Source organism: Glaciimonas sp. PCH181 (assembly GCF_003056055.1).
Taxonomy (GTDB): Bacteria; Pseudomonadota; Gammaproteobacteria; order Burkholderiales; family Burkholderiaceae_D; genus Glaciimonas.
This window is the reverse complement of sequence record NZ_PYFP01000001.1, coordinates 2,385,750-2,412,336: the sequence shown is the minus strand read 5'-3', so window position 1 is coordinate 2,412,336 and position 26,587 is coordinate 2,385,750. Positions and strand designations below refer to the sequence as shown.

Genomic DNA, 26,587 nt, shown 5'->3' with positions numbered 1-26,587 from the left:
TTTCACAGTATTATAAACGCGTGTCGGCTTTTCAACGCGATTTACACGCATGAATGGCGATTCGGATCGAGGGCCGATGTAAAATACGGCCCATGACGACACCGCAATTCACCCATCTCCGCCTGCATTCCGAATACTCAATTGTCGATGGCTTAGTCCGCATCGATGACGTAATTAAAGCCGCCGCGAACGATCAGCAAGCGGCGCTAGGGATCTCCGATCTTGCCAACCTGTTTGGCATGGTTAAATTCTACAAGGCTGCCCGCAGTAAAGGCGTGAAGCCGATCATTGGTTGCGACGTCTGGATTACCAATAACGAGACGCGCGATAAACCATCCCGGCTGCTGTTATTGGTCAAGAATCGCGCTGGTTATTTGCAATTATGTGAATTGTTATCTAAGGCATGGCTGGAAAATTTGCATCGTGGCCGCGCTGAAATTCGCCAGGAATGGTTAGAGGATCTTCAGCATCAACCTAACGGTAACGGTCTGATTGCGTTGTCCGGGGCGCATTTTGGTGACGTCGGCATCGCCATTGACAATAGCAATCTGGCGGCGGCGAAACGCTGCGCCGAGCGCTGGATGACGATTTTTCCGGATAATTTTTACATCGAAGTGCAGCGTGCTGATCAGCCGAATATGGAGCCGCACGTTCGTCAGGCGGTCGCACTGGCCTCTGAGTTGCAATTGCCAGTAGTCGCGACCCATCCGATTCAATTTCTGGATAAAGAAGAATTTATCGCCCACGAGGCGCGCACCTGTATTTCTGAAGGCGAAATGCTGGCCAACGCCCGGCGGGTGCGGCGTTTCAACGATCAGCAATGCTTTAAAACCCAGGCAGAAATGGCTGCGCTGTTCGCCGACATGCCAGCGGCATTGCAAAACTCCGTTGAAATTGCCAAACGTTGTAATTTATCGCTGCAACTTGGTAAGCCCCAGTTACCGGATTTTCCAACGCCGGATGGGATGTCGATTGGCGATTTTCTGGATCAGCAGTCGAAAGATGGTTTGGAAATGCGGATGCTGCATTTGTTTCCGGATGAAGAGAAGCGCGAACAAAATCGGCAACGCTATCAGGATCGGTTGAAGTTTGAAATCGATACGATCATCAAAATGGGTTTTCCCGGCTACTTTTTGATCGTTGCTGAGTTTATTCGCTGGGCGAAAGAAAATGGCGTGCCGGTCGGACCGGGGCGGGGTTCTGGTGCTGGTTCATTGGTCGCTTATTCGCTGCAAATTACTGATCTTGATCCGCTGCGATATAACCTGCTGTTTGAGCGCTTTCTTAATCCTGAGCGGGTCTCGATGCCCGACTTCGATATCGACTTTTGCCAGGAAGGCCGTGACCGTGTGATTCAACACGTCAAGGATTTATACGGCAAAGATGCGGTGTCGCAGATTGCGACCTTCGGAACGATGGCCGCCAAGGGCGCGATTCGCGATGTCGGTCGGGTGCTGGATTTTGGCTATAACTTCTGTGATGGTATTTCCAAGCTGATCCCTTTCAAGCCGGGCAAGCACGTCACAATTGCCGATGCGATCAAAGAAGAGCCGATGCTGGCGGAGCGGCTGGAAAATGAAGAAGAGGTCAAGCAACTGTTAAGTCTGGCCCAGCAGGTTGAGGGGATCGCGCGGAATATCGGTATGCATGCCGGTGGCGTACTGATTGCACCCGGAAAACTGACCGATTTTTGTCCGCTCTACACGCAGGGCGGCGATGCCGGCGTGGTATCGCAATACGATAAAGATGATGTCGAGGCCGTTGGTCTGGTCAAGTTCGACTTTTTGGGTTTGACCACGCTGACTATTCTTGATCGCGCTGTGCGGTATATAAAGCATCTCGATCCGGCGATGGCGGACTTCAGTCTGGAGAAATTGCCGCTGAATGATCGCGCTTCGTATCAATTGCTGACCGCTGCTAAAACAGTCGCCGTATTTCAGCTGGAAAGCCGCGGCATGCAAGGGATGCTGAAGGATGCACGTCCCGATCGCTTCGAAGATATTATCGCGCTGGTGGCGCTATATCGTCCGGGTCCGATGGATCTGATTCCGGATTTCTGCAAACGTAAACACGGTGAACGTTTCGACTATCCCGATCCGCGTACCGAAGGTATTTTGTCTGAGACCTACGGCATCATGGTGTATCAGGAGCAGGTAATGCAGATGGCGCAGGTCGTCGGCGGCTACTCGCTCGGCGGCGCGGATTTGCTGCGTCGTGCGATGGGTAAGAAAAAAGCGGAGGAGATGGCAGAGCATCGTCAGATATTCCGTGACGGTGCTGCCAAAGATGGTTTGAGCGAAGCCAAAGCGGATGAAATTTTCGATTTGATGGAAAAATTCGCGGGCTACGGTTTCAACAAATCGCACGCCGCCGCCTACGCTTTATTGTCGTATCACACCGCCTATTTAAAAGCCCATCATCCGGCGGCCTTCATGGCAGCCAACTTATCGCTGGCGATGGATGACACCGAGAAAGTTAAAATTCTGGTTGAGGATGCGTTAGATGTTTGCAAGCTGACGCTGCTGCCGCCAGATATCAATCTGTCGGAATATCGCTTTACGCCTGAGGCCGAAGCGGGGAAAAAAGCGGCCTTCATTCGTTATGGTCTTGGGGCTGTAAAAGGCTCTGGCCAAAATGCGATTGAGGCTATTGTTGTTGCACGGAAAGAAAAACATTTCGTTGATTTGTTTGATTTTTGCGTACGCGTCGATAAACGCCAGATCAATCGGCGCACGATCGAATCCTTGATTCGCGCCGGTGCATTCGATAGTTTCAACGTGGATCGCGGTATTTTGATCGCTTCCGTGCCGCTGGCGATGGAAGCCGCAGATCAGAAACTGGCAGCGGCAAATCAGGTCAGTCTGTTCGGCGGCGATGATAGCGATCTGGAGCCGCCGCCAGAATATGTCAAGGCCACGCCATGGACCGATAAGCAAAAGCTCACCGAAGAAAAATCCGCGCTTGGATTTTATTTGTCGGGCCACTTATTTCATGCCTACGCGCCCGAAGCCCGTCGTTTTGCCCGCACGCCGTTAGGCAATCTGGAACCATCGCGTGATCCAAGAACACTAGCCGGAATCATTTCAGGATTGCGCACGCAAATGACTCAGCGCGGGAAAATGATCATTGTCACGCTCGACGATGGCAGCGCGACCGTGGATGTCACTGTCTATAGCGAGCAATTCGAGCCAAATAAAGCCTTCTTCAAGGAGGACGAATTTCTGGTCGTGCAAGGCAAAGTCTCGGAAGATCGATTTAACGGCGGCTTGCGCGTATCGGCCGAAAAAGTAATGGATATCGCCGCGGCGCGGATTCATTATGGGCGGCAATTTGTATTGTCGCTAACAACAGCAACCCCGCAGATCGGCGTTACTGAGCTGAAAGAAATGCTGTCGTCGCATCGCTCTGAAACCGGGCTGCCATTGACGGTTCACTATACCGGTCAAGAGATTGGATGCGATATTGTATTGGGTGATGCCTGGCGTATTTCGCCGAATGATGGTTTGCAGGCATCTTTGACTGCGAGATTAGGCAAGGATGCTGTCATGGTTGAGTATTGATTTTGGGTTACGACATTACACGAGCAAGCAATTAACGTCAGTGCGTAATGTAACGCTCATAACGTTCTTATCCCGATTATTAATATTAGGTGCCGCTGATAAAAGCTACAAGCACCTACTTTTTTTGTAAGCAATTTGGAGTATGAATTTGTCCTACTACACGTGGCCGGTATTTATTGCCATCATGCTTTTCCCGGCTTTTTCACTGGGACTACATAACGCCGGTAATATTTGTTTTTTTCTGGTTTTAATATTTAGTCTTATCGCCGGAATCAGTCGGTATAAACCGATGCAGATGCGGTTTGCGCAGCTACTCAGAGAGTATTGGCAGCTTCATCTTGCGATGGCTTCCCTGGTCATCGCAGTATTTTTGAATCAATTAGCTACAGGTCAGTTTGCCGTTAAATATTACGACACGGCGCTTCGGATTGCCCTCTTTTCGCCTGTGTTGTGGATCGTATTGGCTATACCGCTGAATTACTTAAAGAAAATGCAATGGGCATTTATTCTTGGCGTAGTCGGAGCGCTGGCAAAAACATACCTCATTACAAAAGGCGGCTCTGTCCGCCCGCTTAATATTGGTTTTTTGGCGACCATACCATTTTCCGGTATGGCCTTATTGTTTAGTGCAATAGTTGTCGTGTCGATAGGCTGGACCGAGCCGCGTAATAAATGGGTAATCGGACTTAAAGTTTTTGCTGGCTTGCTCGGGGTCTACGTCACTGTTTTGACGCAAACCAGAGGTAGTTGGATCGCCATTCCATTTTTTATCATCGGTATTTTTATTTCCGCTAAGAGCGTTCGTCTACGTCATCGCCTGACGATATTAATTTTTACGCTTGCTTTAATTGGTGTAGTTGCAACGTTTAGTACCGTTGTACAAACGAGATTTGCGGAGGCTAAATCTGACATATCGCTGTATGTTAACAAAGGAAATGAAGATACCTCGATCGGATTACGGTTACAGCTATGGGATGCATCGCTGCAATTATTTAAAGAGCATCCAATTTTTGGTGTTGGCAGAGCGAATTTTGATACAGGATTAGAAGATCTTGCCACGCGCAAATTGATTAGCGTCGAGACGGCTTCTTATTCCCACTCGCACAATGAAATATTGTTCAATATGGCGATTCTGGGGATGTTTGGGTTGCTAGGGATACTATCGATCTATTTTGTTCCCGCATATTATTTTGCGCGTGAACTTAACCATCCTGATCGAGAATTAAGGACGTCTGCTGGAATGGGATTAACAGTGTGTCTTGGATTTTTGATTCTGGGGCTGACTGATATGATGTTTTTTTGGAACGTTACTGGCGGTATCTATAGTATGAGCGTGGCGACGTTTTTTGCGTGTGTCATAAAACGAAAAAAAGAACTTGAACGGATTGCGTCATGACGGTTTCATCGTATTCAGGGTATTTCAAGCGGCTCGCCGTATTACATCGACCGTATAAAAAACGCTTGGCATTAGCGTTTCTCGGTATGGTGGTGACCGCAGCGACTGAACCATTAGTTGCCTATATTTTTAAGGTGTTGCTGGATCATGGCTTTGTAGAAAAACCCTCATTCCCTTTATGGCTGGTTCCGGTAGCAGTGATCGGCGCATTCGTTGCACGTGGCGCCTCCACCTTCTTGACCACATATATGATGAATTGGGTATCGACTAGAGTGCTCAATACCCTTCGGCGCCAGATGTTTACGCGTATGTTAGGCGTACCCATAGATTTTCACGCTACCCATACTGTTGGGCGCGTGATTAATTCTATTATGTTTGAAGTACAGCAAATCATCGAAATGATTACCAAGCTATTTACGTCTATTGTTCGCTGTACGCTGACCGTGCTTGGATTGTTGGGATATATGTTGTATATCAGCTGGACCTTAACGCTGGTCGCATTTGTTTTAATGCCATTGATGATGATCGTGGTGCGTCTGACAGCAAAGCGGTTAAAGAAGTTGAATAAAGATGCGCTTACCGTAAATGCAGAACTGACTCAAGTAATAGAAGAAACAACGCGGGCGCAACAAGTCGTCAAGATTTTTGGTGGGCAGGATTATGAAAAGCGTCGTTTCGAGGAGCGTGCCGATCATCTCCGCAGCTATAGCATGCGATTAACCAGCACTTTTGCCGCGACCGTTCCTGTGACGCAAATCATGACGGCTTGCGCAATGTCGGTAATGATCATGATGGCATTGATTCAGTCTAGTCATAATCAAATTACTGTTGGTGGCTTTATATCGTTTTTTACAGCAATGATTGCATTGCTCGCACCGCTGAAACAATTAGCCGAAGTAAATGGGCCACTACAGCGTGGAATGGCAGCTGCCGAAGCGGTTTTTACATTAATCGATAGCCCCATTGAGCGCACTACAGGTAAACAGCTGCATCAACGCGTACGGGGAAAAATAGTATTTGAAGGTGTCCATTTCTCTTACCCAGGCCAAGAGAAGTCCGCACTATTTGACATTAACTTAACCGTAGCGCCGGGTGAAACTATTGCGTTTGTTGGAATGTCAGGTGGCGGCAAATCTACTTTAGTGAATTTAATACCTGGATTTTATACAGTCACTCGCGGGCGCATATTATTGGATGATGATCCGATTGAAGATATCGCGCTCGATAGTTTGCGCCAGCAAATAGCGATGGTGAGTCAACATGTTGTTTTATTCAACGATACGATTGCAGCAAATATTGCCTATGGGGACAGCACGCCAAATCGTGCCCGTATTGAGGCTGCAGCCAAAGCCGCTTATCTGACTGAAATGATAGCCGGTTTGCCGGAGGGGCTGGAGTCTCCGGTTGGGGATAACGGTTCACGTTTATCGGGAGGGCAGCGTCAGCGACTTGCAATGGCTCGGGCAATATATAAAGATGCGCCTGTCTTGATTCTCGATGAGGCAACTTCCGCGCTGGACAGTGAATCGGAGCGTGCGGTACAAGCTGCCTTGGATACGCTAATGCAAGGACGAACTACATTCGTGATTGCGCATAGATTGTCTACGATTGAACGTGCGAGTCGTATCGTAGTCCTATCTGGCGGAAAGATTGTTGAAATCGGGACCCATCACGAACTATTGGAAAAAAGAGGCGCGTATGCCAATTTACATCGTCTGCAATTTTCAAAAGATGAGGCCAGCGTAGAAATGTAGAAGCCATTGTTTGGCTTGTTGATTGAATGTCTTAATTCAATTTCGATCATCCCCTCATTTTAGAATTGTATATGGCCACACAACTGGTTCCTCAAGAAGTATTAAGCAAAGTCGATAAAGTATTATTTATAGCCCATCTTGCTTTAGGTGATTTTACTTACCTACAAAATTGTTTTAAAACCTTTTCCGAGGCTAATCCTTCCATCAAAATACATATCTGGGTAGACGAGGTGCGCCGTACTAATAAGGCGGCAGATTGGGGCCACCTTAAAAAGTACGCACTGTATGATTGGCTCGCGGAATGCCCGTTCGTTGAAAAAGTCTATAACCAGACCTATAGCCCGGCTCTGTTCGAACAGTCCATTCTTGAAGCCAAGCAACAAAACTATCCATGTGTAGTATCGCTGTCGACATTAAGACCGCCGATGTATGCAAGACTTGCGCGTCAAATTGCGCCGAACGGCTTTGTCGTCGGCATGAAAAAACCTGTTGGATTGTTGGCTTTTAAACAGCGATTGGCGTATCGTCAGTTGGACGCAGCTTTGGATCCGGATTCTGTTGTAAAGCCAGGAATGCATATTAGCGATGTATATGCAGCTTGGTTTCAACAACTATTTGGTCTTGTCAGTGCGCCAGCATCACGATTGCCGTTTGTAGAGATTCCTGCACATTGGCGGGGTCAGGCTAAAGATCAATTACGACGATGGGGGTTTGATCTGGGTGAAAACAGCCCAGAAAAAGTAGGCAAGCTATTGTTTATCAATCCATACGCCAAGAATAATAAAAGATGTTGGCCGCTGGAACGGGTTGTTGAATTGGTGCATAGCGTAAGTCAGAATGATGCATGGCAAGGAACGCGCTTTATCGTCAATGTCGTGCCAGAAGAAATGGCGACTGCTAAGCAATTTTTTGACAAAAATTCAATCGACAAAGTACGGTTGTTTAGCGCCGAAGACAATTTTTTTCAGCTCCCGGCAATTCTGCTTGAATGTGATTTGATTATTTCTGTTGAAACCGCGGTAATGCATTTGGCCAATGCTGTTCATGTGCCAGTTATCGCTTTAATGCGGCAAAAAAATCCTGAATGGGCACCAATTGATAAACAAAATAGCATAGTCATCACTGCTGCTAATCGGCGGGATTGGGTTAAGGCGATAACAGTCGCCCAAGTGATGGCCGTATTGACAAACTGATCGGCGATGATGACGAACACAACAGTTGTGGACAATATTCGTCCGGTCTTACACGTCGCGTTCGGCGTTGATGCTAATTATTTTATGGGGATGGGTGTTGCGATTGTTTCGGTATTAGAAAATAATCGCCTTCAACCTTTTATTTTTCATGTTTTTATACCCTCAATATCGACTGAACAGGCAGAAAAATTACGAGAAATTGAATCGCTTTATTCAACGATCATCGAAGTAAACATAATTGATCATGCCATTTTTGATGAGTTTGCTGATTTTTCTACTTTTGCGCAATATTCGTCCGCTATATTCACGCGACTATTGATTGCCGGGACATTAAAAGGCATCACTGATAAAGTACTTTATCTCGATGCTGATATTGTTTGCCAAGGCGACTTGACCGAGTTGTTGTCGATCGATATGGACGAATGTGTCGCAGCAGTGGTGGGCGATGTGGGCAGCATTGCAGAGATGCAAGTCAATACCATGCGTCTTGCGGGCCAGAAATATTTTAATTCAGGCATGTTGTACATCAACGTAGATAAATGGGTTGATGAGAACGTTTGGCACAGATCAGTAAAGGAAATTCTTGCCAGTGATAAAACTTTTTTATTTCCTGATCAAGATGCGCTAAACATTGTTTTGGACCAGAAAACAAAGTTTATAGATGCAAGATTTAATTTTATCTATGATCTATTTAGTGAAACGCCCACCGGCAAGAAAATTCCGACAGATGCTGTTTTCATTCACTTCGTTGGCCGACTAAAGCCTTGGCATAATTGGTGTTGCAATCCTGCTAACGCACTTTTTCTGAAATATAAGGCGTTATCACCTTGGGCAAATGCCGATTTGCACCCTCCGAAGAACTACAAGGAAATGCGCATGTATGCCCAAGGATTATCGAAAATTGGTCGACATAAAGAGGGTGCAATCTGGTATTGCAAATTCATTGTCAACAAATTCTTCCCGTGACGTCCTCCGTCGATCCTTATATAAACTTATGCTTTAAAGCGCAGCATATTTTTCGCTGACCCACTTCGACACGATACTTGCGACCAGGTCGGGGGAAATGTTTTTCATGCACTCACAAGTGAGTGCATTTTTTGTTTTGCAACCCGCGCATCCTTTTTTTGGTGCCAGAGATTGCGCTCGGATTCCTAAGGCTCCCCATCGCATCGGATTCATTGTGCGTGCACCGGGGAACAGACCTAACGTTCGTTGGCCAAAAGCGGCAGACATGTGGAGAGGCCCTGTGCCGCTTGCTATTAATCCGTCGGCTGCTTGAATAAACGACGTCAATTGTTTCAGGGTAAATTTTCCACACACATCTGTAACGTTGGGCAACGCGAATAATTCTGGCGCATGTGCGGAGATCCACTTTCCTTCTGTCAAACTTCCCGTAACCCACAATGCAATATTGGGATTGTTACTGAGTACCTGTGCGAGCGTGACATAGTGAGAAATGGGCCATTCTCTGCCATGCCCATTTGATTTTGGATGAATGATCAGATTAAATCGATCTTGCGCTAATAATCGGTCGATCGATGGATCGGTGGGAATATCGAATTGATATAGTGCCGGAATGTCTTGAATTTTGGGTATGTAATCTATACCCAGAGGACGCAAGTATTTAAAATTTGACTGCGCCTCATGGTTGTTAGATCGACCTTTTGTAAAGTGAATGCGTCGATTGCAATGCAGCCAATTAAAGAGGCCACGATGAACGTTGCCTATGCGATTGGGAATACCGGCTTTATGTGCCGCTATGGCAAGCGTCTTTTCCGGTTGTGCAAAGATGACGGTATCAATATCCGATTTTAAAAAAAAGTCGACCGGATCATTGATGCTTTCAAATTCGATAACGTTATCGACAGTGCCACAGCACGCAACAATTGGTGCTGCATACGCGCGGCATAGAAAGCTGATCTTTATCGTGGGAAATCGTTGCTTTAGATATGCCGTAATAGGTAATGTCAGTATGACGTCACCAATATTGTCGGTGCGACATATCAATATATGAGCGCTATTTAATGCCATTTTTAATCGTGGAAGAGTTGATGCCTATTTAGTATTTCACGCAAACCAACGCGGTATGGTTGGTTTTTTTGAATACCTACTTAAATTTTCTGGTAATAATTAACTTATAGAATAGTTTGGCTGATGTAGCGATTTCACCGCGCAGAAAGATATTTCATATACCACTTAAAGCTATCCAAAACCTTTCCCCGTTTCATCAAGAAACGAGAAAACATCCGCATCTCTTTATAGTTTCTCGGTGCTGCATCAAGTGCCATATCGGCCCAAGGAGACATCGCGTGGTACTTTGCGAACAGGTCTCTAGACCCATGTAAACACCAATTGTTCCAAGGTTTTACCGCGCCCGCAAAATGGATGAATACAACCTCGCCGATGTTTCGCATCTGCCGGTTATCTTTTTCCAGATCATGGATAAGGTCATATAAAAAATTCCATTTTCTATCGATGTACTGAATTTTGCCTTCCAGTACAACATTCAACGCATCTTGATCAGGGAAGCGGTAATCTTTACCGTTTTGCAAAATCGCGTGTATGGTTTTTTCGGTGATTTCCTGTGATTCCCATTCTTCGACGTTCATATACATGACGCCAGAATTGAAATAGCGCTGCGACGAAAGTTTTAATGCTGCACAGCGTCTGCGCGTGGTTTCATCGGCATCGGGAACCACAATTGCAGCGCTATCCCCGAAATCCATGGGTAGCAGCTCGGCGAGGCTTCCGACGCATAAAATATCTGCATCCAGATACAGCACCTTGTCCGTGATGCCGCGCAAAGTCGATGGAATTAACAAGCGCGTGAAAATAGTAGGCGAGTAGTAAGAAAACTGTGAGATATGCGCAAATGGTTGAAAGATCGCCGGATCGATAATGTGAATATGCGTCGCGACGTTATATTTGCTGCTTATCTGACTAAAGCGCTGACGATTATCGTCTGAGATCGAAAATGCAAATACGTGAAATGTGAATGCAATACCGGGATTGTTATCGATGATAGAGGTGATGGTTGCCCCCATGCTGCGGCAATAATGATCATCTACACAAAACGCGATATGAAACGGATGCGATTGTTCAGGCGCTTCAGAAGGTTTATTTAAAGAGGTGAGCATGGATTCATCCGGAAAGCCGTAAAATAATGCAGCATTACTGCCGTATTGTTCAATTGTTATTATATTGCCGCGAGCATGAGTCTGATCGATAAGTCATTGATTAATTGTGATATTCAGGCAATTTCACGCTTTGTTTATAGTGCGATGTCGCATTATAGTTTGTCGTTGGTCAGATAGCGCTTTTTGTCTTCGCTCAGTTTGCGATTTGGCCTTCGCATGGCAAAAGTGACATAAAGCTGAGTCGTTCAGCCATCATCCTCATGTCACTTTGACGGCCTTTCCGATATAGAGCACCGGGCCACTCGGCTTGCCTGTCAAGGAGCCGGTAGGTGGTTCAAGCGTAATTTCAAATAATTGATTTGGCTGCAGAGGAGGTAACTTATCCAGCGCCAGCTGTTGAGAGTTGCCCGGTTTGATCAATCCTAGCGATACGGGGCCTTTCCAGTCAGTTCCTTTGGTCCAGAATTGTAATGCCTTTTCCTGTGGAACCACAATTGGTCCCAACGGAATCAGATTGAGCTGACGCCGATTGCTGATCTGTATTACCCAACCTGGGGATTTCTGTTGTGGCTCCATGAGCACGACCATAAACGTCGGCGGCGGTGCTGATGCTGTGAATTGGTTTACGACGAATGTAATCAGTAGCGCCATGCAGGCAAAACTACCGGCCGCCAGCCAGCGCCAGAATGACAGGCTGCTCCACCAGGCAGGCCAACCTCCGGCTTGTCTGACACGGCGTGGCATCGGCAAACTTTGCTCGATGCGCCGCCATAACTGTGTCGATGGTTGTTGCGGTTCGGCCAGCGCTGTTAAGGGCAGCAAGCGCTGCTCCCAATCGTCCACCGCTGCACGCAGCGCGGCTTCTTGCGGCAAACGGCGCTCCACTTCCTGGCGACGCGACAGACTTAATGTGCCGAGTACATATTCACCCGCCAAATCATGCAAGTCATCGAAAGATTCATTCATGCCATGCACTCCCGCAATGCGTTCAGGCCACGCTTGATCCAGGCTTTGACCGAACCCAGCGGTGCCTTAAGCCGTTGTGCTATTTCGCTGTGCGAACATCCGTCTACATAGGCGTAAAGTATGCTGGCGCGCTTGGCTGCGTCCAGATGGGAAAGGCAGTCATTGAGCTTGCCCAAACTGACATGTAATTCAAAGGCATCGATTGTTTCATGCCCAGCGCTGTCGTTCTGTAAGGTGTCGACAGTTTCGTCGTCCACCATTACTTCGTGCTCACGCGCGCGTATGACATTGAGTGCCTGATGGCGCACCACACTATAGATCCAGCCACGTCCTGCCCCACGGCTGGCGTCGAAACTGCTGGCTCGCGTCCAGATACTGATGAAGGCATCATGCAAAACATCTTCCGCCAGTTGCCGTTCGCGCACGATGCGCATTGCTACGCCGAGTAAGTAGCGGCTTTCCTGTCGATACAGGCGTTGCAACGCGTGGCGATCTCCCGCCGCGCATTCTTGTAGGGCGGCATCGTAGTCGAAAGAAGCAGAGGCTGTAGACAAAATGGTCGTGGTATAAGAAAACGGATCGGCCGGTCAACGCTACATGACCCTTTGGCAATAGTGCCAGCTATTATAGCTAACATCACGCCGAATCCGTCTATCTGAGACGCTATCTGCGCTGAAGAAACCAACCGGCTCCAACTGTGCAAATAGCGTTGCAAACGATAACGCTGTTGATTAGCTAGCTTTCCAGAAAATATAGTCCGCCTGGTATTTGACGGTTTGCTTGGTGCCGAGGTTGCTGCTGGCGCAGGCTGTGGCTGGCGGGACGCCGCCGACGGTCGCTACGCGTTGAATGTAGGTGACGCCGCTCATGGCACCGCTTCCCATCGCCGGATTTGCCTTGACTAGCTGGAACGGGATATTACCGGCGCTGGCAGGGGCTACTGCAACTTGCGTACCGGTGATTTTAGAGCCGTCCATGTTTTCCCAGGTCGCCGGAGGGCCGTAGTATTTCCCGATCTTCGCACCGCTGCGATCATTGAGCGCCGCGTCAGGTCCTACGAATGCCCATTCAAATTGCCCTGCCATGTCTTTCTTTGCCCGGCACTCGTAGGTAATGTCGCCGACGCCGACGGTTTGCATCGCCACGCGGTTATTGGTGGGTACTTTGACGGTTTCAGGCAATTTATCCTGTGAGTACGATGTCATCGATGACATCGGGGCGCAGGCAGTCAGCAACGCTGCTGCGCAGATGACAGTTAAGGTAACTAGTTGCGGTGCGGAAGTGAACGGGCTGTATTTCATGAAAGGCTCCTGAGAAGTGATGAAGTACCGGTCTTAAAGACCGATACTTGTACTACCCCTCAGATGCCGCTTTGGATGCAGTCAGGAGAAAATAATTTTCACACGCCAGATATCGCTGTGAATTTGTATGCAGCTACATCAAAATAATGTCGTACTGTTCCTGCGGATAAACGGTTTCGACCTGCAATGAAATCGGCTTGCAAATGAAATCACCGAGCATGGCGAGATGTTGTGATTCTTCTTCTAGAAACATATCCACTACCGCTTGCGATGCCAGAATCCGGAATTCACGTGGGTTGAATTGTTTGGCTTCACGCAGGACTTCGCGCAAAATTTCATAGCAGAGGGTACGCGCAGTTTTGACCTGGCCTTTGCCGTCGCAAACCGGGCAGGTTTCACACAAGATATGCGCCAACGATTCACGCGTGCGTTTGCGGGTCATCTCGACCAAGCCAAGCGCCGAAAAGTCGGACACTGATTTTTTGGTGCGGTCGCGTAGCAAGGCTTTGTTTAGTTCGGATAAGACCGCTGTTTTATGCTCGACATTTTCCATGTCGATGAAGTCAAGAATGATGATGCCGCCCAGATTGCGCAGTCTGAGCTGGCGCGCGATGGCGTGCGCGGCTTCCAGATTGGTTTTGAAAATGGTGTCGTCAAAATTGCGACCATTTACAAAACTGCCGGTATTCACATCAATAGTCGTCATCGCCTCGGTTTGATCGACAATCAGATAACCACCGGATTTGAGCGGCACGCGACGACTCAACGCATTCAGAATTTCTTCTTCAACACCATACAAATCAAATAACGGTCTTTCGCCGGTGTAGTGGATTAAACGCGCTGTGACCGAGGGCGTATAGGTAGCGGCAAACTCTTGCAGCTTCTGAAAATTCTCTCGTGAATCGACTTGGATGCTGGTGGTTTTGTCGTCGACAAAGTCACGCAATACCCGTTGCGCCAGACTCAAATCCTGATGTAGCAGGGTGGGCGCTGGACGACTTTTGGCTAGCAGCGTGATTGATGACCATGTTTTACGCAGGTATTCGATGTCCATTTGCAGATCGGTATCCGATGCGTCTTCGGCCATGGTGCGGATAATGAAGCCGCCTTTTTCTTCGGGCGGAAGCAACTGCTGGACTTTGGAACGCAATAATTCGCGTTCGGCTTCATTCTCGATTCGTTGAGAAATACCGATATGACTATCTTGCGGCAAATAGACCAGCATGCGCCCAGCGATCGAAATCTGGGTGGAGAGACGCGCCCCTTTGGTGCCGATCGGGTCTTTAACGACTTGCACCATCAACGGCTGACCGTCGAACAGCAATTTTTCAATCGGAGTCTGAATGGCTGCCTGATTATCGTTAGGCGCAGTACCGCGTGCACGCGATTCCCATATATCGGCAACGTGCAGAAAAGCAGCGCGTTCCAGGCCGATGTCGATAAATGCGGATTGCATGCCGGGCAGCACGCGCACGACTTTACCCAGATAGATATTTCCCGCCAGGCCGCGCGATAAGGTCCGCTCGATATGCAGCTCTTGCACAGCGCCTTGAAAAATCAGCGCAACCCGGGTTTCTTGGGGAGTAATGTTGACGAGTATGTCTTCGCTCATAGAATGCGGATTCCTGCCTGTTGTAGTAGTTGGGCGGTCTCAAATAGGGGTAAGCCCATGATGCCGGAATGACTGCCGTTGATACGTTGGATGAAGACCGCAGCAGGGCCTTGAATCCCATACGCGCCCGCCTTGTCATACGGTTCAGGCGTGGTGCAATAAGCGCTAATGGTTTGTTCGCTAAGGGTTTGAAAGACGACTTCTGAAGTTTGCGTAATTTGCCACGATTGCTCTTTGTGTATCATGACGATGTTGGTGAGAACGTGATGCGTGCGTCCTGATAGTCGTTGCAGCATTGCGGTAGCTTCTGCCAGATCAACGGGTTTGCCAAGTATCAGGCCATCGATGGTAACGGTAGTATCTGCCGCCAGAATAGGGCGTGACGGGAGTCTGCGCCAGTGCATCGTCTTGAACGCAAAGGCAGCTTTTTCTAGCGTCACCCTTGCGACATAGGCAGCAGGCTGTTCGTGTTCCAACGCCACTTCATCGACATCTGGTCCGCGCGGTGTGTTATCGCGCAGTAGTAGTAATTCAAAGTCGACACCGATCTGACGTAATAATTCGCGTCTGCGAGGACTTTTGGACGCAAGATAGATTTTCTGATGCGCGTTTTTCATTGCCTGGGCTGCGATATTTTCCAAGTGCACCGATCAAATTCAGGGATAAGTCAGGCACAAGCTAAATACAAACCAAGTCCGCGCCAGATAGCCTAATTTACATCATTTTTGATCGAAGTCATACTCGGTGATAGGGATGATTTTGTGTGATCGACCAGGCACGATAAAGCTGTTCGGCCAGAAGTACGCGCACCATTCCGTGTGGCAGCGTCAGACTGGAAACGCGCAGCAGCGTATCGGCCTTTGCTTTGAAGCCGGGATCAAGCCCATCGGCACCGCCAATAATGAAGGCGACATCGCGACCATCGTGCTGCCATTGGATGAGTTGTTGCGATAACTGCACTGAGGTGAGGTCTTTGCCGTGTTCATCCAGGGCGACAATCCTTGCCCCTTTTGGCAAAACTGCTTCGATGCGACTGCGTTCGAGTGCCATGGCGGTCTCGGCAGTCTTGCTGCCAGAACGTTCGACTGGTTTGATTTCTTTGAGGATGATCCTGCAATCCGGCGGCATGCGCTTGGCATACTCGCCGAATCCGGTCTCAATCCAGGCCGGCATTTTATGGCCGACCGCAGCGATAACGAGCTGCATGACGTGCGAAGCTTACGCCGCGTCTTTAGGTTTTGCCGGTGCGCGCTTAGTCGTTGTCGGCGCTTTTCTTACTGGCGCTTTTTTCGGCGTGGTGGCGGCTTTGTGCGCAGCGTTTTTGGTCGTCACGCTTTTCGATGCAGATACCTTGATGGTTTTGCCGACGGCTTTTTTAGCGCCATCAGTTTTTACCGTTCTCTTGCGCGGTGCAGCTTTGACCGGTGCATCTACTTCAGGTGCCAATGCTTGCGATACGGTCAGATGACGGGATATCTTTTTCGCCGGTGCGCTGTCGTCATCATCTGGGCCGATGCGTTGCGTAATCCGTTTGGCAGCGCCAAATTTGACTTCTTTTTCGCCCCAGATTTCTTCCAGACGATAGTAAGCGCGGATCGCTGGCTGCATGATGTGTACTACCATGTCGCCTAAGTCAACCAACACCCATTCGCCCGTGCCTTCGCCTTCGACGCTCAGGATATTGCCGCCGTTTTCTTTCACTTTATCGCGCACGGATGCAGCAAGTGATTTGGTTTGGCGGTTTGAAGTACCCGAAGCAACCACGATGCGATCAAACAGGCTGGTCAGATGGGAGGTATCAAAGACGCGGATTTCTTGCGCTTTAACGTCTTCGAGAGCATCGATAACGAGGCTTTGCAGTTTTTTAATTTCCATTTAATTCTTATAAAGATGGTGTTGTTCAATATAGTCTAGCACTGCCGCCGGGATCAGCGAATCTGGTCTATTGCCAGTGTGCAATGCAGCACGAATGTTTGTTGCCGATATGTCTACAAATAAGTTCTCCGCCAGATAAGTCAAACCATGCGGACTCTGGCGAATCTGCTCCGGGGTCGCTGCGCGGCGCGTAAATTCGCGCGTGACCTCGGGCGGTACTTGTGATGCATCTAGCGCAAAGCCGGGCCGGGAGGCAACTCCCAGATGCGCATAATTGAACAGTTTGTCCCAACCCTGCCAAGTATTCAGATGTTGCAACTGGTCTGCGCCCATCAAAAAGATGATGGATACATCCGGACCCAGTTCAGTCCGTAAAGATTGCAGCGTGTCGATGGTAAATGTCGCTGTTTTTCGTTCTATTTCCTGCTGATCGATAAAGACCTCAACGGCTTGTCCGCTGAAAGCCCGTCTGACCATTTCAACCCGATCCGCCGCACTGGCTTCCAGCCCGTGCTTTTGCCAGGGATTACCTGTCGGGATGACACGTAATAAGTCAGGCGTTAATAGTGTTACAAAGTATTTTGCCAGTGCCACATGACCATTGTGAACCGGATCAAAACTGCCGCCTAGTACGGCGATGCAGCGACGTGATGGTTGATCGGGCCGCATATCAGACCCAATCCCGATGAATCAAAAAGTCAGAATAGAGCTTTGCTTCCGCACTGCCGACTGCCGGTTGCCAGTTATAACGCCACTTGACTACGGGTGGCATCGACATCAGGATCGATTCAGTGCGACCACCGGATTGCAAGCCGAACAAAGTGCCGCGATCATACACTAGATTGAATTCGACATAGCGGCCACGGCGATAAGCTTGAAAATCCCGTTGTTCTTCGGTGAATGGAATATCTTTGCGATTTATCAAAATCGGGGCATACGCGGGAATAAAGGCATTACCGACACTTTGCATCATGGCGAAGCTTTGTGCAAAGTCGAATTGATTGAAATCATCAAAGAAAATGCCGCCTACACCGCGTGGTTCTTGCCGGTGCTTTAAATAAAAATAATCATCACACCATTTCTTGAAGCGCGGGTATAACGCCTGATGTGTATCTGCATCCGTATCGAACGGTGTCAATGCATCGCGGCAAGTACGATGAAAATGGCGGGTGTCTTCCTCTGAGCCGTAATAAGGCGTCAGATCCATGCCGCCGCCAAACCACCAGACTGGCTCCTGACCTTCTGCTGTTGCTGTAAAAAAGCGCACATTCATATGCACGGTAGGGGCATGGGGATTGCGCGGATGCATCACCAGCGATACGCCCATTGCTTCCCATTGACGCCCTGCCAGTTCGGGTCGATTCGCTGCTGCGGAAGGGGGCAGGGTCTTTCCCATGACGTGAGAGAAACCAACGCCGCCACGTTCAAAGACATTTCCTTCTTCAATGATGCGCGAAATGCCGCCGCCGCCTTCTGCACGTTCCCAGCTATCGGTGCCGAACGCTTTTCCGTCGATCTGTTCCAGCGCTGTGACGATCTGTGCTTGTAAAGCTAGCAAGTAGGATTTCACCGCGCTTGCGGCAGGGGTATTTGATGTCATTACGTCAGTGTACAAAGGGCGCACAAATTGCGGAAAAAACGCGCATCGTTGAGCGCGCATCACAGAGATTACGGGGTAGGGACGGATTGTACCTTGCCAAGGCGGTCCACGATAGCGGAATGGCATCGTCTGGCAGATTACCAACTCTTATTACAGTGCCGCGTGCCAAGATCGCCAAAAATACACATTTAATTTATAAAAATACATCTTTAAATGTGCGGCAGTTATTAATCATCACTATATTTATATTTGGTGGATTATTCCGCTGCCTATCTAAGTCATGACCCGAATCGGATAAAAGCCTGACCGGTGAAATTTTTCGGTAATAGATTTTTATCCGATTCGAAAACATAAAAACAACGTTATTGCAGGCAATTAATGTCGCTTTATCGCACGCCAGCCAATGTCACGGCGAAATTGTGCACCGCTAAAATGGATAGTATCGACGACGTTATAAGCGTGCTTTTGCGCAACTTTGACGCTGTCGCCCAAGCCGACCACGCACAATACCCGACCTCCAGATGTTGTGAGTCTGGTGCCGGTCAATGTCGTTCCAGCATGAAAAGTAACGGTATCTGCGGTTTCCGGTGGAATGCCGGAAATCAGATCGTCCTTGCGCGGATCATCCGGATAACCTGCTGCTGCCATCACAACGCCCAATGCCGTGCGACGATCCCATTCCAGTTCGATGGTATCTAGCGTGTTATTGACCGCGTGTTCCATCACCACTAAAAGATCGGTTTTCAGGCGCGCCATGATCGGCTGCGTTTCTGGGTCGCCCATCCGGCAATTAAATTCGATCGTCTTAGGCATGCCTTTGTCATCGATCATCAGACCGGCATACAGAAAGCCGGTGAACGGAATTCCTTCTTTTGCCATGCCCTGAATAGTCGGCGTGATGATGTCGCGCATGACGCGTGCATGGACCGCCGGGGTCACGATAGGGGCGGGCGAATACGCGCCCATGCCGCCGGTATTCGGTCCTTGATCGTCATCTTTCAGGCGTTTGTGGTCCTGACTGGTCGCCAACGCCAGAATATTTCTGCCATCGACCATGACGATGAAACTGGCTTCTTCGCCGGTCAAAAAGTCTTCGATCACGACCCGCGCCCCTGCGGAGCCGAATTTGTTGTCAGCCAGCATCATATCGACGGCCGCGTGCGCTTCTTCTGGCGTCATCGCAACGACGACGCCCTTACCAGCAGCCAGGCCATCGGCTTTGATCACAATCGGAGCGCCTTTTTGGTCCAGATAGCGGTGGGCGGCCTCGACATCGGTAAATGTCTGGTATTCGGCGGTGGGGATATGGTGACGTTGCATGAAGGCTTTAGCAAAATCCTTCGAGCTTTCGAGTTGTGCTGCTTCTTTGGTCGGGCCAAAGATTTTCAGGCCACGATCGCGGAAAACATTCACGATGCCGCCAGCTAAGGGGGTTTCCGGGCCGACTACGGTCAACGCGATTTTTTCTTGCTCGACGAAATCGGCTAAGGCCGAATAGTCGGTAATGTCAACATTCTGCAATCGGGAATCGAGTGCAGTGCCGCCGTTGCCAGGGGCAAGAAAGACGGTTTGGATACGCGGCGACTGGGCGATTTTCCAGGCCAGTGCATGTTCACGGCCACCAGAGCCAACGACGAGAATTTTCATGGAATGTCCGCTTTTATACTGAATGTTGCTAGATTGTTACTAAGTTGAGGCTTGAGGCCGCCCGGCGCTTTTGCGTAATTATTTGTTGCGCCTCTAAAAAATAAGTTGATCAGCGGCAATGTTTGAAACGTCCGCGATCCGGCTTAACCGAGGCAACAACAGCATTGCCGATTTTTTAGAGGTGCTAATGAAATTTATGATTGATCTTCGATAATGGCGTTGCTGAATATCTCCTGAACGTCATCAAGATTTTCCAGCGCATCCAGTAATTTTTGCATTTTGACGGCATCTTCGCCTGAAAAAACGGTTTCGGTGGCCGGTTTCATGATGATTTCTGCCATTTCCGCCTTAAAGCCCGCTTTTTCAAGTGTCGTTTTAACGGTAGAGAAATCGAACGGGGCGCATAACACTTCCATGCCGCCTTCATCGTCGGTAATCACGTCGTCAGCGCCCGCTTCGAGTGCGGCTTCCATTAGCGCATCTTCGTTAGTGCCCGGTGCAAACAGCAATTGACCGCAATGTTTGAACATGAAAGCGACCGAACCTTCGGCACCCATATTGCCGCCATGCTTGGAAAACGCATGGCGAACTTCAGCTACAGTACGGATTTTGTTATCGGTCATACATTCGACGATGATGGCGGCACCATTGATGCCATAACCTTCATAGCGGACTTCTTCGTAGTTGACACCATCCAGTTCGCCAGCGCCGCGCTGGGTAGCACGGACCACGTTATCTTTGGGCATATTGGCGTCACCGGCTTTGTCAACCGCCAGGCGCAGACGTGGATTCGTGTCGGGGTCACTACCGCCCATGCGGGCCGCAACGGTGATTTCTTTGATCAAGCGGGTCCAGATTTTGCCGCGTTTGGCGTCTGTGGCAGCCTTTTTATGCTTGATATTGGCCCATTTACTGTGTCCAGCCATGATAGTTCTTTCTTGCTGTAGTTAGCTATAATCAGAGGCGCATTTTATCATATTGCACCTTCTCAAAATCTGACTTTACAGCCGTTCACGGCAAACAAACCTATGCCAATGCCCCTCCTGATTGCAAAAAATGCACAGCATCAACTGACGTTGCTGCCTGCTCTGATTAATCGCCACGGCTGCATCACTGGCGCGACCGGAACTGGCAAGACCGTCACGCTGCAAGTGCTGGCGCAGGCCTTGTCCGATATCGGGGTGCCAGTGTTCATGGCGGATGTAAAGGGCGATTTGTCGGGTATTGCCAAGGCTGGCGCAACCTCCGATAAGTTGAAAGAACGTCTGGCAACCCTGGCGATGGATGCCCCGCAATGGGCGGCTGTGCCGGTAACGTTCTGGGATGTCTTCGGTGAGCAGGGGCATCCGTTGCGGGCGACGATTTCCGATCTGGGGCCATTGTTGCTGGCGCGGATGCTGAATCTGAACGATACCCAGCAAGGCGTATTGCAATTGGTATTTAAGATCGCCGATGACAACGGTTTGCTGCTACTGGATACCAAGGATTTGCGGGCGATGCTGCAACACGTCGGCAATAATGCTACCGATTTTAAAACCGAATACGGAAATATTTCGGCAGCCAGTATCGGCGCGATCCAGCGTGGCTTGATCGGTATTGAAGAGCAGGGCGGTGACGCCTTTTTCGGCGAGCCGATGCTGAATATTGACGACTTGTTGCAGACCGATGGCAAAGGCAAGGGCATCGTGAATATTTTGGCGGCCGATAAACTGATGCATTCGCCGACGCTGTATTCGACTTTTTTATTATGGTTATTGTCTGAGTTGTACGAGCAATTGCCGGAAGTCGGCGATCTGGATAAGCCGAAGCTGGTCTTTTTCTTCGATGAAGCCCATCTGTTGTTTACCGAAGCGCCCAAACCGTTACTGCAGAAAATCGAACAAGTTGTGCGTCTGATTCGCTCCAAAGGCGTTGGCGTCTATTTTGTGACCCAAAACCCGCTGGATATTCCTGACACCGTGCTGGGTCAACTGGGCAATCGTGTCCAACATGCGTTACGCGCTTACACGCCACGCGATCAAAAGGCGGTCCAAGCCGCCGCAGATACTTTCCGTCCTAATCCCGACTTGAATACTTCGCAGGTGATTAGTGAGCTTGGCGTCGGTGAGGCGCTGATCTCCTTTCTTGATGAAAAAGGGCGGCCCAACATTGTTGAGCGTGCTTATGTTTTACCGCCCGCCTCGCAAATAGGGCCGATTACGCCAGATGAACGCAAGCAGTTGATCGCCAATTCCATCGTCGCTGGCGTGTATGAAAAAGCGGTTGACCGGGAATCTGCCTATGAAAAGCTGAAGGGCCGTACCGCAGCTAATTTGTCGCCTAGCGCACAGTCGACGACGGAGACTGGCGCAACTACAGGCGGCACAACTGGTTCTTGGACTGAAGCATTAGGCGGTTTGTTGGGCGGAAGAAGTGGCGGTGCCAGATCCAGCAGCAAGGATACCGTGGTCGAAGCGATGGTGAAGTCGGCCGCGCGATCGATTGGTTCCCAACTTGGTCGCCAGATTATTCGCGGCGTGCTGGGGTCAATTTTCAAAAGCAAGTAAACCCAACGGTTTTTATGCGCTGCTGGCGACCGATGTCGCCAGTATTTTCATGCGGCGCACTCCAGGTAATTTTTTGCCAATTTTGCTTAAAATGCCTGTCGACAACGCAATCTGTTTATACCAATTACAATTCCGCTATGACATCTATACCGCTGCAGTCAGTTGATCGCAAGATTTACCTTAGTGGCTTAGCCATTGGGATTGTTGGTGCGATTCTTTTTTCGGCCAAGGCGATCGTTGCAAAACTGATTTATCGCTACGACGTTGACGCGGTAACGCTCATTATGTTTCGCATGTTGTTTGCCTTCCCGTTGTTCGCCGCGGTGGCAGTCTGGAAGGCGAAAACCGAACTGCCGTTGTCGCGTGCAGATCGGATTCGGATAGTGTTTCTTGGATTGATTGGATATTACTTATCTAGTTTTCTGGATTTTCTCGGCTTGCAATATATTTCCGCGGGCTTGGAACGTCTGATTTTATTTCTAACGCCGTCGTTTGTTTTATTGCTGTCATTTTTCTTTTACAAGCGCCGTATCACCATGCTGGAATGGGGCGCGCTGGGGCTGTCTTATCTGGGCACGGTGCTGGTATTTTTGCATGATGTCCGACTCGGCGGCACTAACATCGGATTAGGCAGTGTGCTGGTGTTGGGGGCGGCGATCAGCTATTCGCTGTATTTGTTGTTATCGGGCGAGTTGGTCAGTCGGGTCGGGGCGCTGCGATTGGTGGCGTATGCAATGTGTGTTTCCTGTGTCGCGTGTATCGTGCAATTCTTTATGCTGCGTCCGGCGTCAACGTTGTTACAGCCAGCAGCGGTGTATGGGTTGTCAATGATTAATGCCGTGCTGTGTACTGTTTTGCCGGTATTTTTGACGATGATTGCGGTGGCGCGCATCGGTGCCGCAACTTCTGCGCAAGCCGGGATGGTGGGGCCTGTTTCAACCTTGTTTCTGGGTGCGCTGATTTTGCAAGAACCGATTACCGGGATTCAACTGACCGGGACGACTCTGGTATTGACCGGTATTTATTTAATTTCGAAAAAGAAGGTATAGAAATGGATCTGGGAATTCGTGGCATGCAAGCGCTGGTGTGCGGCGCCAGCAAAGGGTTAGGGCGCGGATGTGCTGAAGCCTTAGCGGCAGACGGCGTGAATCTGACATTGGTGGCGCGTACGGCTGAAGCGTTGGAGCAAACCGCGCAACAATTACGCACTACCTATGGCGTTAACGTGATCGCCATTGCCTGCGATATTACGACGCCCGAAGGTCGCGCCGCAGCGCTGGCAGCGTGCCCGCAACCGGATATTCTGGTGACGAATGCAGGCGGTCCGCCGATGGGTGATTTCCGCGATTGGCAACGCGAAGACTGGATCAAAGCGCTGGACGCTAATATGTTAACCCCGATTGAATTAATCAAGGCGACAGTGGATGGCATGATTTCGCGCCGTTTTGGACGCATCGTGAACATCACGTCAAGCGCGGTCAAAGCCCCGATTGATATTCTGGGTTTGTCTAACGGCGCACGTTCAGGCCTGACAGGATTCGTGGCCGGTCTGGCACGCAAAACCGTGGCGCATAATGTGACCATCAATAATTTATTGCCGGGTGCGTTTGACACCGACCGTTTACGTTCGATGCAAGCGCTTTCTGCCACTGCCAATGGCACCAGCATCGAGCAGGTGCAGCAGGCGCGGGCGGCGCAAATCCCGGCCAAACGTTTTGGTAGTGCCGCGGAATTTGGCGCGGTGTGCGCATTTATGTGTAGCGCACACGCGGGGTATTTGACCGGGCAAAATATTTTGCTGGATGGTGGTGCATATCCGGGTACGTTTTAAATCCAGGCAAGTTTTGGCAGCGCTTTGGCAGAACAATTTCCGTAAGCTTACAATGAAGCTCTCAATTTTGAATCGAGAAAAATGATGGTAAAAGCAATCAGAATCAACAGGACCGGTGGCCCAGAAGTAATGGAATATGTCGATGTTGAAGTCGGCGATCCGGGACCGGGCGAAGTCAGGATTCGGCATGCTGCATGCGGACTGAATTTTATTGACATCTATTTCCGCACCGGCTTGTATCCACAACCGTTGCCGGGCGGTTTGGGGCAAGAAGCTGCAGGTGTCATTGAGGCTGTCGGCCCGAATGTGCAAGGCTTTAAAGCGGGTGATCGCGTCGCTTATGCAGGTCGTCCAAATGGTGCTTATTCAGAGGCGCGTGTGATGCCAGCGGCGTTGTTAGTCAGGTTGCCTGACGCGATTTCTTTCGATATTGCTGCGGCAGCAATGTTACAAGGATTGACTGCGCAATATTTGTTTCGACGGACATTTCCGTTGCACGGCGGCGAGACCATCTTATTCCACGCAGCCGCTGGTGGCGTCGGTTTGATCGCCGCGCAATGGGCCCGTTCGTTGGGTGTTAACATGATCGGTACGGTCAGTTCAGACGAAAAAGGCGCGTTGGCATTGGCCGCAGGTTGCACTCACGTGATCAATTCTAAAACGCAAAATATTGTTGAGCGCGTCAAAGAAATTACCGATGGAAAAGGCGTGCCGGTAGTGTTTGATTCGGTTGGTAAGGATACCTTTATTGGCTCGCTGGATTGCCTCTCGCCGCTGGGAACGATGGTCAGTTTTGGTAGTGCTTCAGGACCGGTCCCGCCGTTCAGCCTGAACGAACTGGTCTCACGCGGATCTTTATATATTACGCGTCCATCGCTGCCGAATTACATCTCCACACGGACTGATCTGGATGCTGCTGCGGCTGATTTATTTCAGATGATCGCCAGCCAAAAAATCACTATCGATATTAATCAGCGTTACGCGCTGAAAGATGTGGCACAGGCGCATAGTGATCTGGAGTCGCGTAAAACGACTGGCTCGACCATTTTGCACCCTTAATTATTTCACAATGAAGCAAACTATGAGCGACACAAAAGATCACCAGGAAAGTGTCAACGAAGACAATCCGATGGGCCATCCGGAAGAACAGCCGACCGGCACTGACGGCACGCCGAAATTTGGCCGCTTGTTAATAGTGCTGGTTTTGATGGTGATATTGATTGGTTTTATTACCTTCGCCAGTGAGTGGCTTTACACCTAAAGAAACATCCGGCGCAGAGACTTCGCTGCACAACAAAAAAGCTAATCCCACGTGTAAACGCGTGTGATTAGCTTTTTTAACTTTGCCAAATCAACCCGGTCTGAAACGGATGCGGCAGTGTCAGAAAGAGTTGCCTGAATTGAATTTCTGCATCTTATGTCTTCTTACGCATGGCTTATTCTTTTATTTTAAGCTCAACGCGCCGTGGAACGCCGCTTTGTCCAGGGAAATCGGTGAACGCGCTTTGAATCAGATACGGCATGACCTTCGCCAGTGAATTGATTTTGCCTTCACTAATCACCGTAACGTCATACAATTTTTGGGCATTGCTGGCGCGGGCAATACGTACATTTAGCTGGCGAGTAAATAGCTGGAAATTCGATTCGCGCTCGGCTACGACTGGTGAGTTGTACCAAAAGGGATCGCTATACGGTCCGTAAAAACCACGGTTACCCCAGCCCGGTCCATAAAATGGCGATCCATAAAATCCGGTGTCAATCACGACTGGTTCCACGACGTGCACGTCGCGAGAGGTTACGCCATACGCCAATGACACCTTTAATTGTGGCTGAGCGCCATTCGCAGCGATGGTAAAGCCTAACTGTTGTAGTGCGGTGCGCACCAGATTTTCATAGTGACGATATTCCAGATCATTATTCTGTTCAGGGGTATGCGCGAATACGAACGATTTATCGGGCAAATCGGCTGGCCATTCGTTGAATGTGGTGACGTCGCTACGGATGACGGAGGCACAACCCGCTACTAATAAACACATCGCAGCTAGGCAAAGCGTCAAGAAGTGGCTTAAGTAGCGATTGGGGTAACGATCCATGTGATTCCTCGATCCGAGTTGGTTATGTGCACTTTTGAGCAAGATATTGCGGCATAGTTCATTCAGCAACGGTTGA

General features: G+C 49.4%; 24 protein-coding genes. 10 read left to right on the top strand and 14 right to left on the bottom strand.

Annotated features, from left to right (window positions below; translation table 11 throughout):
- Positions 1–92 precede the first annotated feature (92 nt).
- The 5 genes from dnaE (at position 93) to C7W93_RS11015 (ending at position 8,869) form a co-directional block, all read left to right on the top strand.
- On the top strand, positions 93–3,560 hold the full coding sequence (gene dnaE, locus C7W93_RS11035) for a DNA polymerase III subunit alpha (protein ID WP_108440049.1): 3,468 nt from the start codon (positions 93–95) through the stop codon (positions 3,558–3,560).
- A 142-nt stretch (positions 3,561–3,702) separates the two neighbouring features.
- Positions 3,703–4,956: an O-antigen ligase gene (locus C7W93_RS11030; RefSeq protein WP_108440048.1), complete on the top strand. Its 1,254-nt coding sequence runs from the start codon at positions 3,703–3,705 to the stop codon at positions 4,954–4,956.
- Complete coding sequence (msbA, locus tag C7W93_RS11025; protein WP_108440047.1) at positions 4,953–6,710, top strand: lipid A export permease/ATP-binding protein MsbA; 1,758 nt, start codon at positions 4,953–4,955, stop codon at positions 6,708–6,710. Before C7W93_RS11030 ends, msbA begins: the two co-directional genes overlap by 4 nt.
- 71 nt (positions 6,711–6,781) lie before the next feature.
- On the top strand, positions 6,782–7,903 hold the full coding sequence (locus C7W93_RS11020) for a glycosyltransferase family 9 protein (protein ID WP_108440046.1): 1,122 nt from the start codon (positions 6,782–6,784) through the stop codon (positions 7,901–7,903).
- A gap of 6 nt (positions 7,904–7,909) precedes the next feature.
- A complete protein-coding gene (locus tag C7W93_RS11015) occupies positions 7,910–8,869 on the top strand; it encodes a glycosyltransferase family 8 protein (protein WP_108440045.1) in 960 nt (319 codons plus the stop codon).
- A 33-nt stretch (positions 8,870–8,902) separates the two neighbouring features.
- Here C7W93_RS11015 and C7W93_RS11010 read toward each other — a convergent pair whose 3' ends face one another.
- The 13 genes from C7W93_RS11010 to C7W93_RS10950 all read right to left on the bottom strand — a co-directional run bounded on the left by C7W93_RS11010 (position 8,903) and on the right by C7W93_RS10950 (position 20,967).
- A complete protein-coding gene (locus tag C7W93_RS11010; protein WP_108440044.1) occupies positions 8,903–9,934 on the bottom strand; it encodes a glycosyltransferase family 9 protein in 1,032 nt (343 codons plus the stop codon).
- Positions 9,935–10,068: 134 nt separating this feature from the next.
- A complete protein-coding gene (locus tag C7W93_RS11005) occupies positions 10,069–11,040 on the bottom strand; it encodes a glycosyltransferase family 8 protein (protein WP_108440043.1) in 972 nt (323 codons plus the stop codon).
- A 258-nt stretch (positions 11,041–11,298) separates the two neighbouring features.
- Positions 11,299–12,006: an anti-sigma factor domain-containing protein gene (locus C7W93_RS11000; protein WP_108440042.1), complete on the bottom strand. Its 708-nt coding sequence runs from the start codon at positions 12,004–12,006 to the stop codon at positions 11,299–11,301.
- Positions 12,003–12,560, bottom strand: a complete 558-nt coding sequence (locus tag C7W93_RS10995; RefSeq protein WP_108440041.1) for a sigma-70 family RNA polymerase sigma factor — start codon at positions 12,558–12,560, stop codon at positions 12,003–12,005. Before C7W93_RS10995 ends, C7W93_RS11000 begins: the two co-directional genes overlap by 4 nt.
- A 177-nt stretch (positions 12,561–12,737) precedes the next feature.
- Entirely contained in the window at positions 12,738–13,307 is a 570-nt protein-coding gene (locus C7W93_RS10990) for a DUF3455 domain-containing protein (protein ID WP_108440040.1), read from the bottom strand.
- A gap of 133 nt (positions 13,308–13,440) precedes the next feature.
- Positions 13,441–14,919 (bottom strand): ribonuclease G, encoded by a 1,479-nt coding sequence (rng, locus tag C7W93_RS10985; RefSeq protein ID WP_108440039.1) that lies wholly within the window; start codon positions 14,917–14,919, stop codon positions 13,441–13,443.
- Positions 14,916–15,536, bottom strand: coding sequence for a nucleoside triphosphate pyrophosphatase (locus C7W93_RS10980; RefSeq protein ID WP_108440038.1), 621 nt, complete (start codon positions 15,534–15,536; stop codon positions 14,916–14,918). The genes rng and C7W93_RS10980 overlap by 4 nt, the downstream gene beginning before the upstream one ends.
- A gap of 118 nt (positions 15,537–15,654) precedes the next feature.
- A complete protein-coding gene (gene rlmH / locus C7W93_RS10975) occupies positions 15,655–16,125 on the bottom strand; it encodes a 23S rRNA (pseudouridine(1915)-N(3))-methyltransferase RlmH (protein WP_108440037.1) in 471 nt (156 codons plus the stop codon).
- A 12-nt stretch (positions 16,126–16,137) separates the two neighbouring features.
- Positions 16,138–16,794, bottom strand: a complete 657-nt coding sequence (gene rsfS, locus C7W93_RS10970; protein ID WP_108440036.1) for a ribosome silencing factor — start codon at positions 16,792–16,794, stop codon at positions 16,138–16,140.
- Positions 16,795–17,463: a nicotinate-nucleotide adenylyltransferase gene (locus C7W93_RS10965; RefSeq protein ID WP_108440035.1), complete on the bottom strand. Its 669-nt coding sequence runs from the start codon at positions 17,461–17,463 to the stop codon at positions 16,795–16,797.
- A 1-nt stretch (position 17,464) separates the two neighbouring features.
- Positions 17,465–18,394 carry an oxygen-dependent coproporphyrinogen oxidase gene (gene hemF, locus C7W93_RS10960; RefSeq protein WP_108440611.1) on the bottom strand — a complete coding sequence of 310 codons (930 nt, stop codon included), beginning with the start codon at positions 18,392–18,394 and terminating at the stop codon, positions 17,465–17,467.
- Between the two features lie 375 nt (positions 18,395–18,769).
- Entirely contained in the window at positions 18,770–20,041 is a 1,272-nt protein-coding gene (purD, locus tag C7W93_RS10955) for a phosphoribosylamine--glycine ligase (protein WP_108440034.1), read from the bottom strand.
- A 194-nt stretch (positions 20,042–20,235) separates the two neighbouring features.
- The gene (locus C7W93_RS10950; RefSeq protein ID WP_108440033.1) at positions 20,236–20,967 is read right to left on the bottom strand and encodes a YebC/PmpR family DNA-binding transcriptional regulator; all 732 of its coding nucleotides are present in this window, start codon (positions 20,965–20,967) and stop codon (positions 20,236–20,238) included.
- Positions 20,968–21,069: 102 nt separating this feature from the next.
- Between C7W93_RS10950 and C7W93_RS10945 the strand changes: the two genes are divergently transcribed.
- From C7W93_RS10945 to C7W93_RS10925, 5 genes are all read left to right on the top strand, one after another.
- Positions 21,070–22,587 carry a helicase HerA-like C-terminal domain-containing protein gene (locus tag C7W93_RS10945; RefSeq protein WP_108440032.1) on the top strand — a complete coding sequence of 506 codons (1,518 nt, stop codon included), beginning with the start codon at positions 21,070–21,072 and terminating at the stop codon, positions 22,585–22,587.
- Between the two features lie 137 nt (positions 22,588–22,724).
- Positions 22,725–23,636, top strand: coding sequence for a DMT family transporter (locus tag C7W93_RS10940; RefSeq protein WP_108440610.1), 912 nt, complete (start codon positions 22,725–22,727; stop codon positions 23,634–23,636).
- Between the two features lie 2 nt (positions 23,637–23,638).
- A complete protein-coding gene (locus tag C7W93_RS10935; RefSeq protein WP_108440031.1) occupies positions 23,639–24,418 on the top strand; it encodes an SDR family oxidoreductase in 780 nt (259 codons plus the stop codon).
- Between the two features lie 84 nt (positions 24,419–24,502).
- The gene (locus C7W93_RS10930; RefSeq protein WP_108440609.1) at positions 24,503–25,477 is read left to right on the top strand and encodes a quinone oxidoreductase; all 975 of its coding nucleotides are present in this window, start codon (positions 24,503–24,505) and stop codon (positions 25,475–25,477) included.
- A gap of 22 nt (positions 25,478–25,499) precedes the next feature.
- Positions 25,500–25,679 carry a hypothetical protein gene (locus C7W93_RS10925; RefSeq protein WP_108440030.1) on the top strand — a complete coding sequence of 60 codons (180 nt, stop codon included), beginning with the start codon at positions 25,500–25,502 and terminating at the stop codon, positions 25,677–25,679.
- A gap of 175 nt (positions 25,680–25,854) precedes the next feature.
- On the opposite strand, the gene C7W93_RS10920 is transcribed toward C7W93_RS10925, so the two are convergent.
- Positions 25,855–26,511 carry a DUF4136 domain-containing protein gene (locus tag C7W93_RS10920; protein ID WP_108440029.1) on the bottom strand — a complete coding sequence of 219 codons (657 nt, stop codon included), beginning with the start codon at positions 26,509–26,511 and terminating at the stop codon, positions 25,855–25,857.
- Positions 26,512–26,587: the final 76 nt, after the last annotated feature.

What these genes read in the sequence shown, in the direction of transcription:
- dnaE (WP_108440049.1), top strand. Translation starts at nt 93, where the DNA reads ATGACGACACCGCAATTCACCCATCTCCGCCTGCATTCCGAATACTCA.
- C7W93_RS11030 (WP_108440048.1), top strand. Translation starts at nt 3,703, where the DNA reads ATGAATTTGTCCTACTACACGTGGCCGGTATTTATTGCCATCATGCTT.
- msbA (WP_108440047.1), top strand. Translation starts at nt 4,953, where the DNA reads ATGACGGTTTCATCGTATTCAGGGTATTTCAAGCGGCTCGCCGTATTA.
- C7W93_RS11020 (WP_108440046.1), top strand. Translation starts at nt 6,782, where the DNA reads ATGGCCACACAACTGGTTCCTCAAGAAGTATTAAGCAAAGTCGATAAA.
- C7W93_RS11015 (WP_108440045.1), top strand. Translation starts at nt 7,910, where the DNA reads ATGATGACGAACACAACAGTTGTGGACAATATTCGTCCGGTCTTACAC.
- C7W93_RS11010 (WP_108440044.1), bottom strand. Translation starts at nt 9,934, where the DNA reads ATGGCATTAAATAGCGCTCATATATTGATATGTCGCACCGACAATATT.
- C7W93_RS11005 (WP_108440043.1), bottom strand. Translation starts at nt 11,040, where the DNA reads ATGCTCACCTCTTTAAATAAACCTTCTGAAGCGCCTGAACAATCGCAT.
- C7W93_RS11000 (WP_108440042.1), bottom strand. Translation starts at nt 12,006, where the DNA reads ATGAATGAATCTTTCGATGACTTGCATGATTTGGCGGGTGAATATGTA.
- C7W93_RS10990 (WP_108440040.1), bottom strand. Translation starts at nt 13,307, where the DNA reads ATGAAATACAGCCCGTTCACTTCCGCACCGCAACTAGTTACCTTAACT.
- rng (WP_108440039.1), bottom strand. Translation starts at nt 14,919, where the DNA reads ATGAGCGAAGACATACTCGTCAACATTACTCCCCAAGAAACCCGGGTT.
- C7W93_RS10980 (WP_108440038.1), bottom strand. Translation starts at nt 15,536, where the DNA reads ATGAAAAACGCGCATCAGAAAATCTATCTTGCGTCCAAAAGTCCTCGC.
- rlmH (WP_108440037.1), bottom strand. Translation starts at nt 16,125, where the DNA reads ATGCAGCTCGTTATCGCTGCGGTCGGCCATAAAATGCCGGCCTGGATT.
- rsfS (WP_108440036.1), bottom strand. Translation starts at nt 16,794, where the DNA reads ATGGAAATTAAAAAACTGCAAAGCCTCGTTATCGATGCTCTCGAAGAC.
- C7W93_RS10965 (WP_108440035.1), bottom strand. Translation starts at nt 17,463, where the DNA reads ATGCGGCCCGATCAACCATCACGTCGCTGCATCGCCGTACTAGGCGGC.
- hemF (WP_108440611.1), bottom strand. Translation starts at nt 18,394, where the DNA reads ATGACATCAAATACCCCTGCCGCAAGCGCGGTGAAATCCTACTTGCTA.
- purD (WP_108440034.1), bottom strand. Translation starts at nt 20,041, where the DNA reads ATGAAAATTCTCGTCGTTGGCTCTGGTGGCCGTGAACATGCACTGGCC.
- C7W93_RS10950 (WP_108440033.1), bottom strand. Translation starts at nt 20,967, where the DNA reads ATGGCTGGACACAGTAAATGGGCCAATATCAAGCATAAAAAGGCTGCC.
- C7W93_RS10945 (WP_108440032.1), top strand. Translation starts at nt 21,070, where the DNA reads ATGCCAATGCCCCTCCTGATTGCAAAAAATGCACAGCATCAACTGACG.
- C7W93_RS10940 (WP_108440610.1), top strand. Translation starts at nt 22,725, where the DNA reads ATGACATCTATACCGCTGCAGTCAGTTGATCGCAAGATTTACCTTAGT.
- C7W93_RS10935 (WP_108440031.1), top strand. Translation starts at nt 23,639, where the DNA reads ATGGATCTGGGAATTCGTGGCATGCAAGCGCTGGTGTGCGGCGCCAGC.
- C7W93_RS10930 (WP_108440609.1), top strand. Translation starts at nt 24,503, where the DNA reads ATGGTAAAAGCAATCAGAATCAACAGGACCGGTGGCCCAGAAGTAATG.
- C7W93_RS10925 (WP_108440030.1), top strand. Translation starts at nt 25,500, where the DNA reads ATGAGCGACACAAAAGATCACCAGGAAAGTGTCAACGAAGACAATCCG.
- C7W93_RS10920 (WP_108440029.1), bottom strand. Translation starts at nt 26,511, where the DNA reads ATGGATCGTTACCCCAATCGCTACTTAAGCCACTTCTTGACGCTTTGC.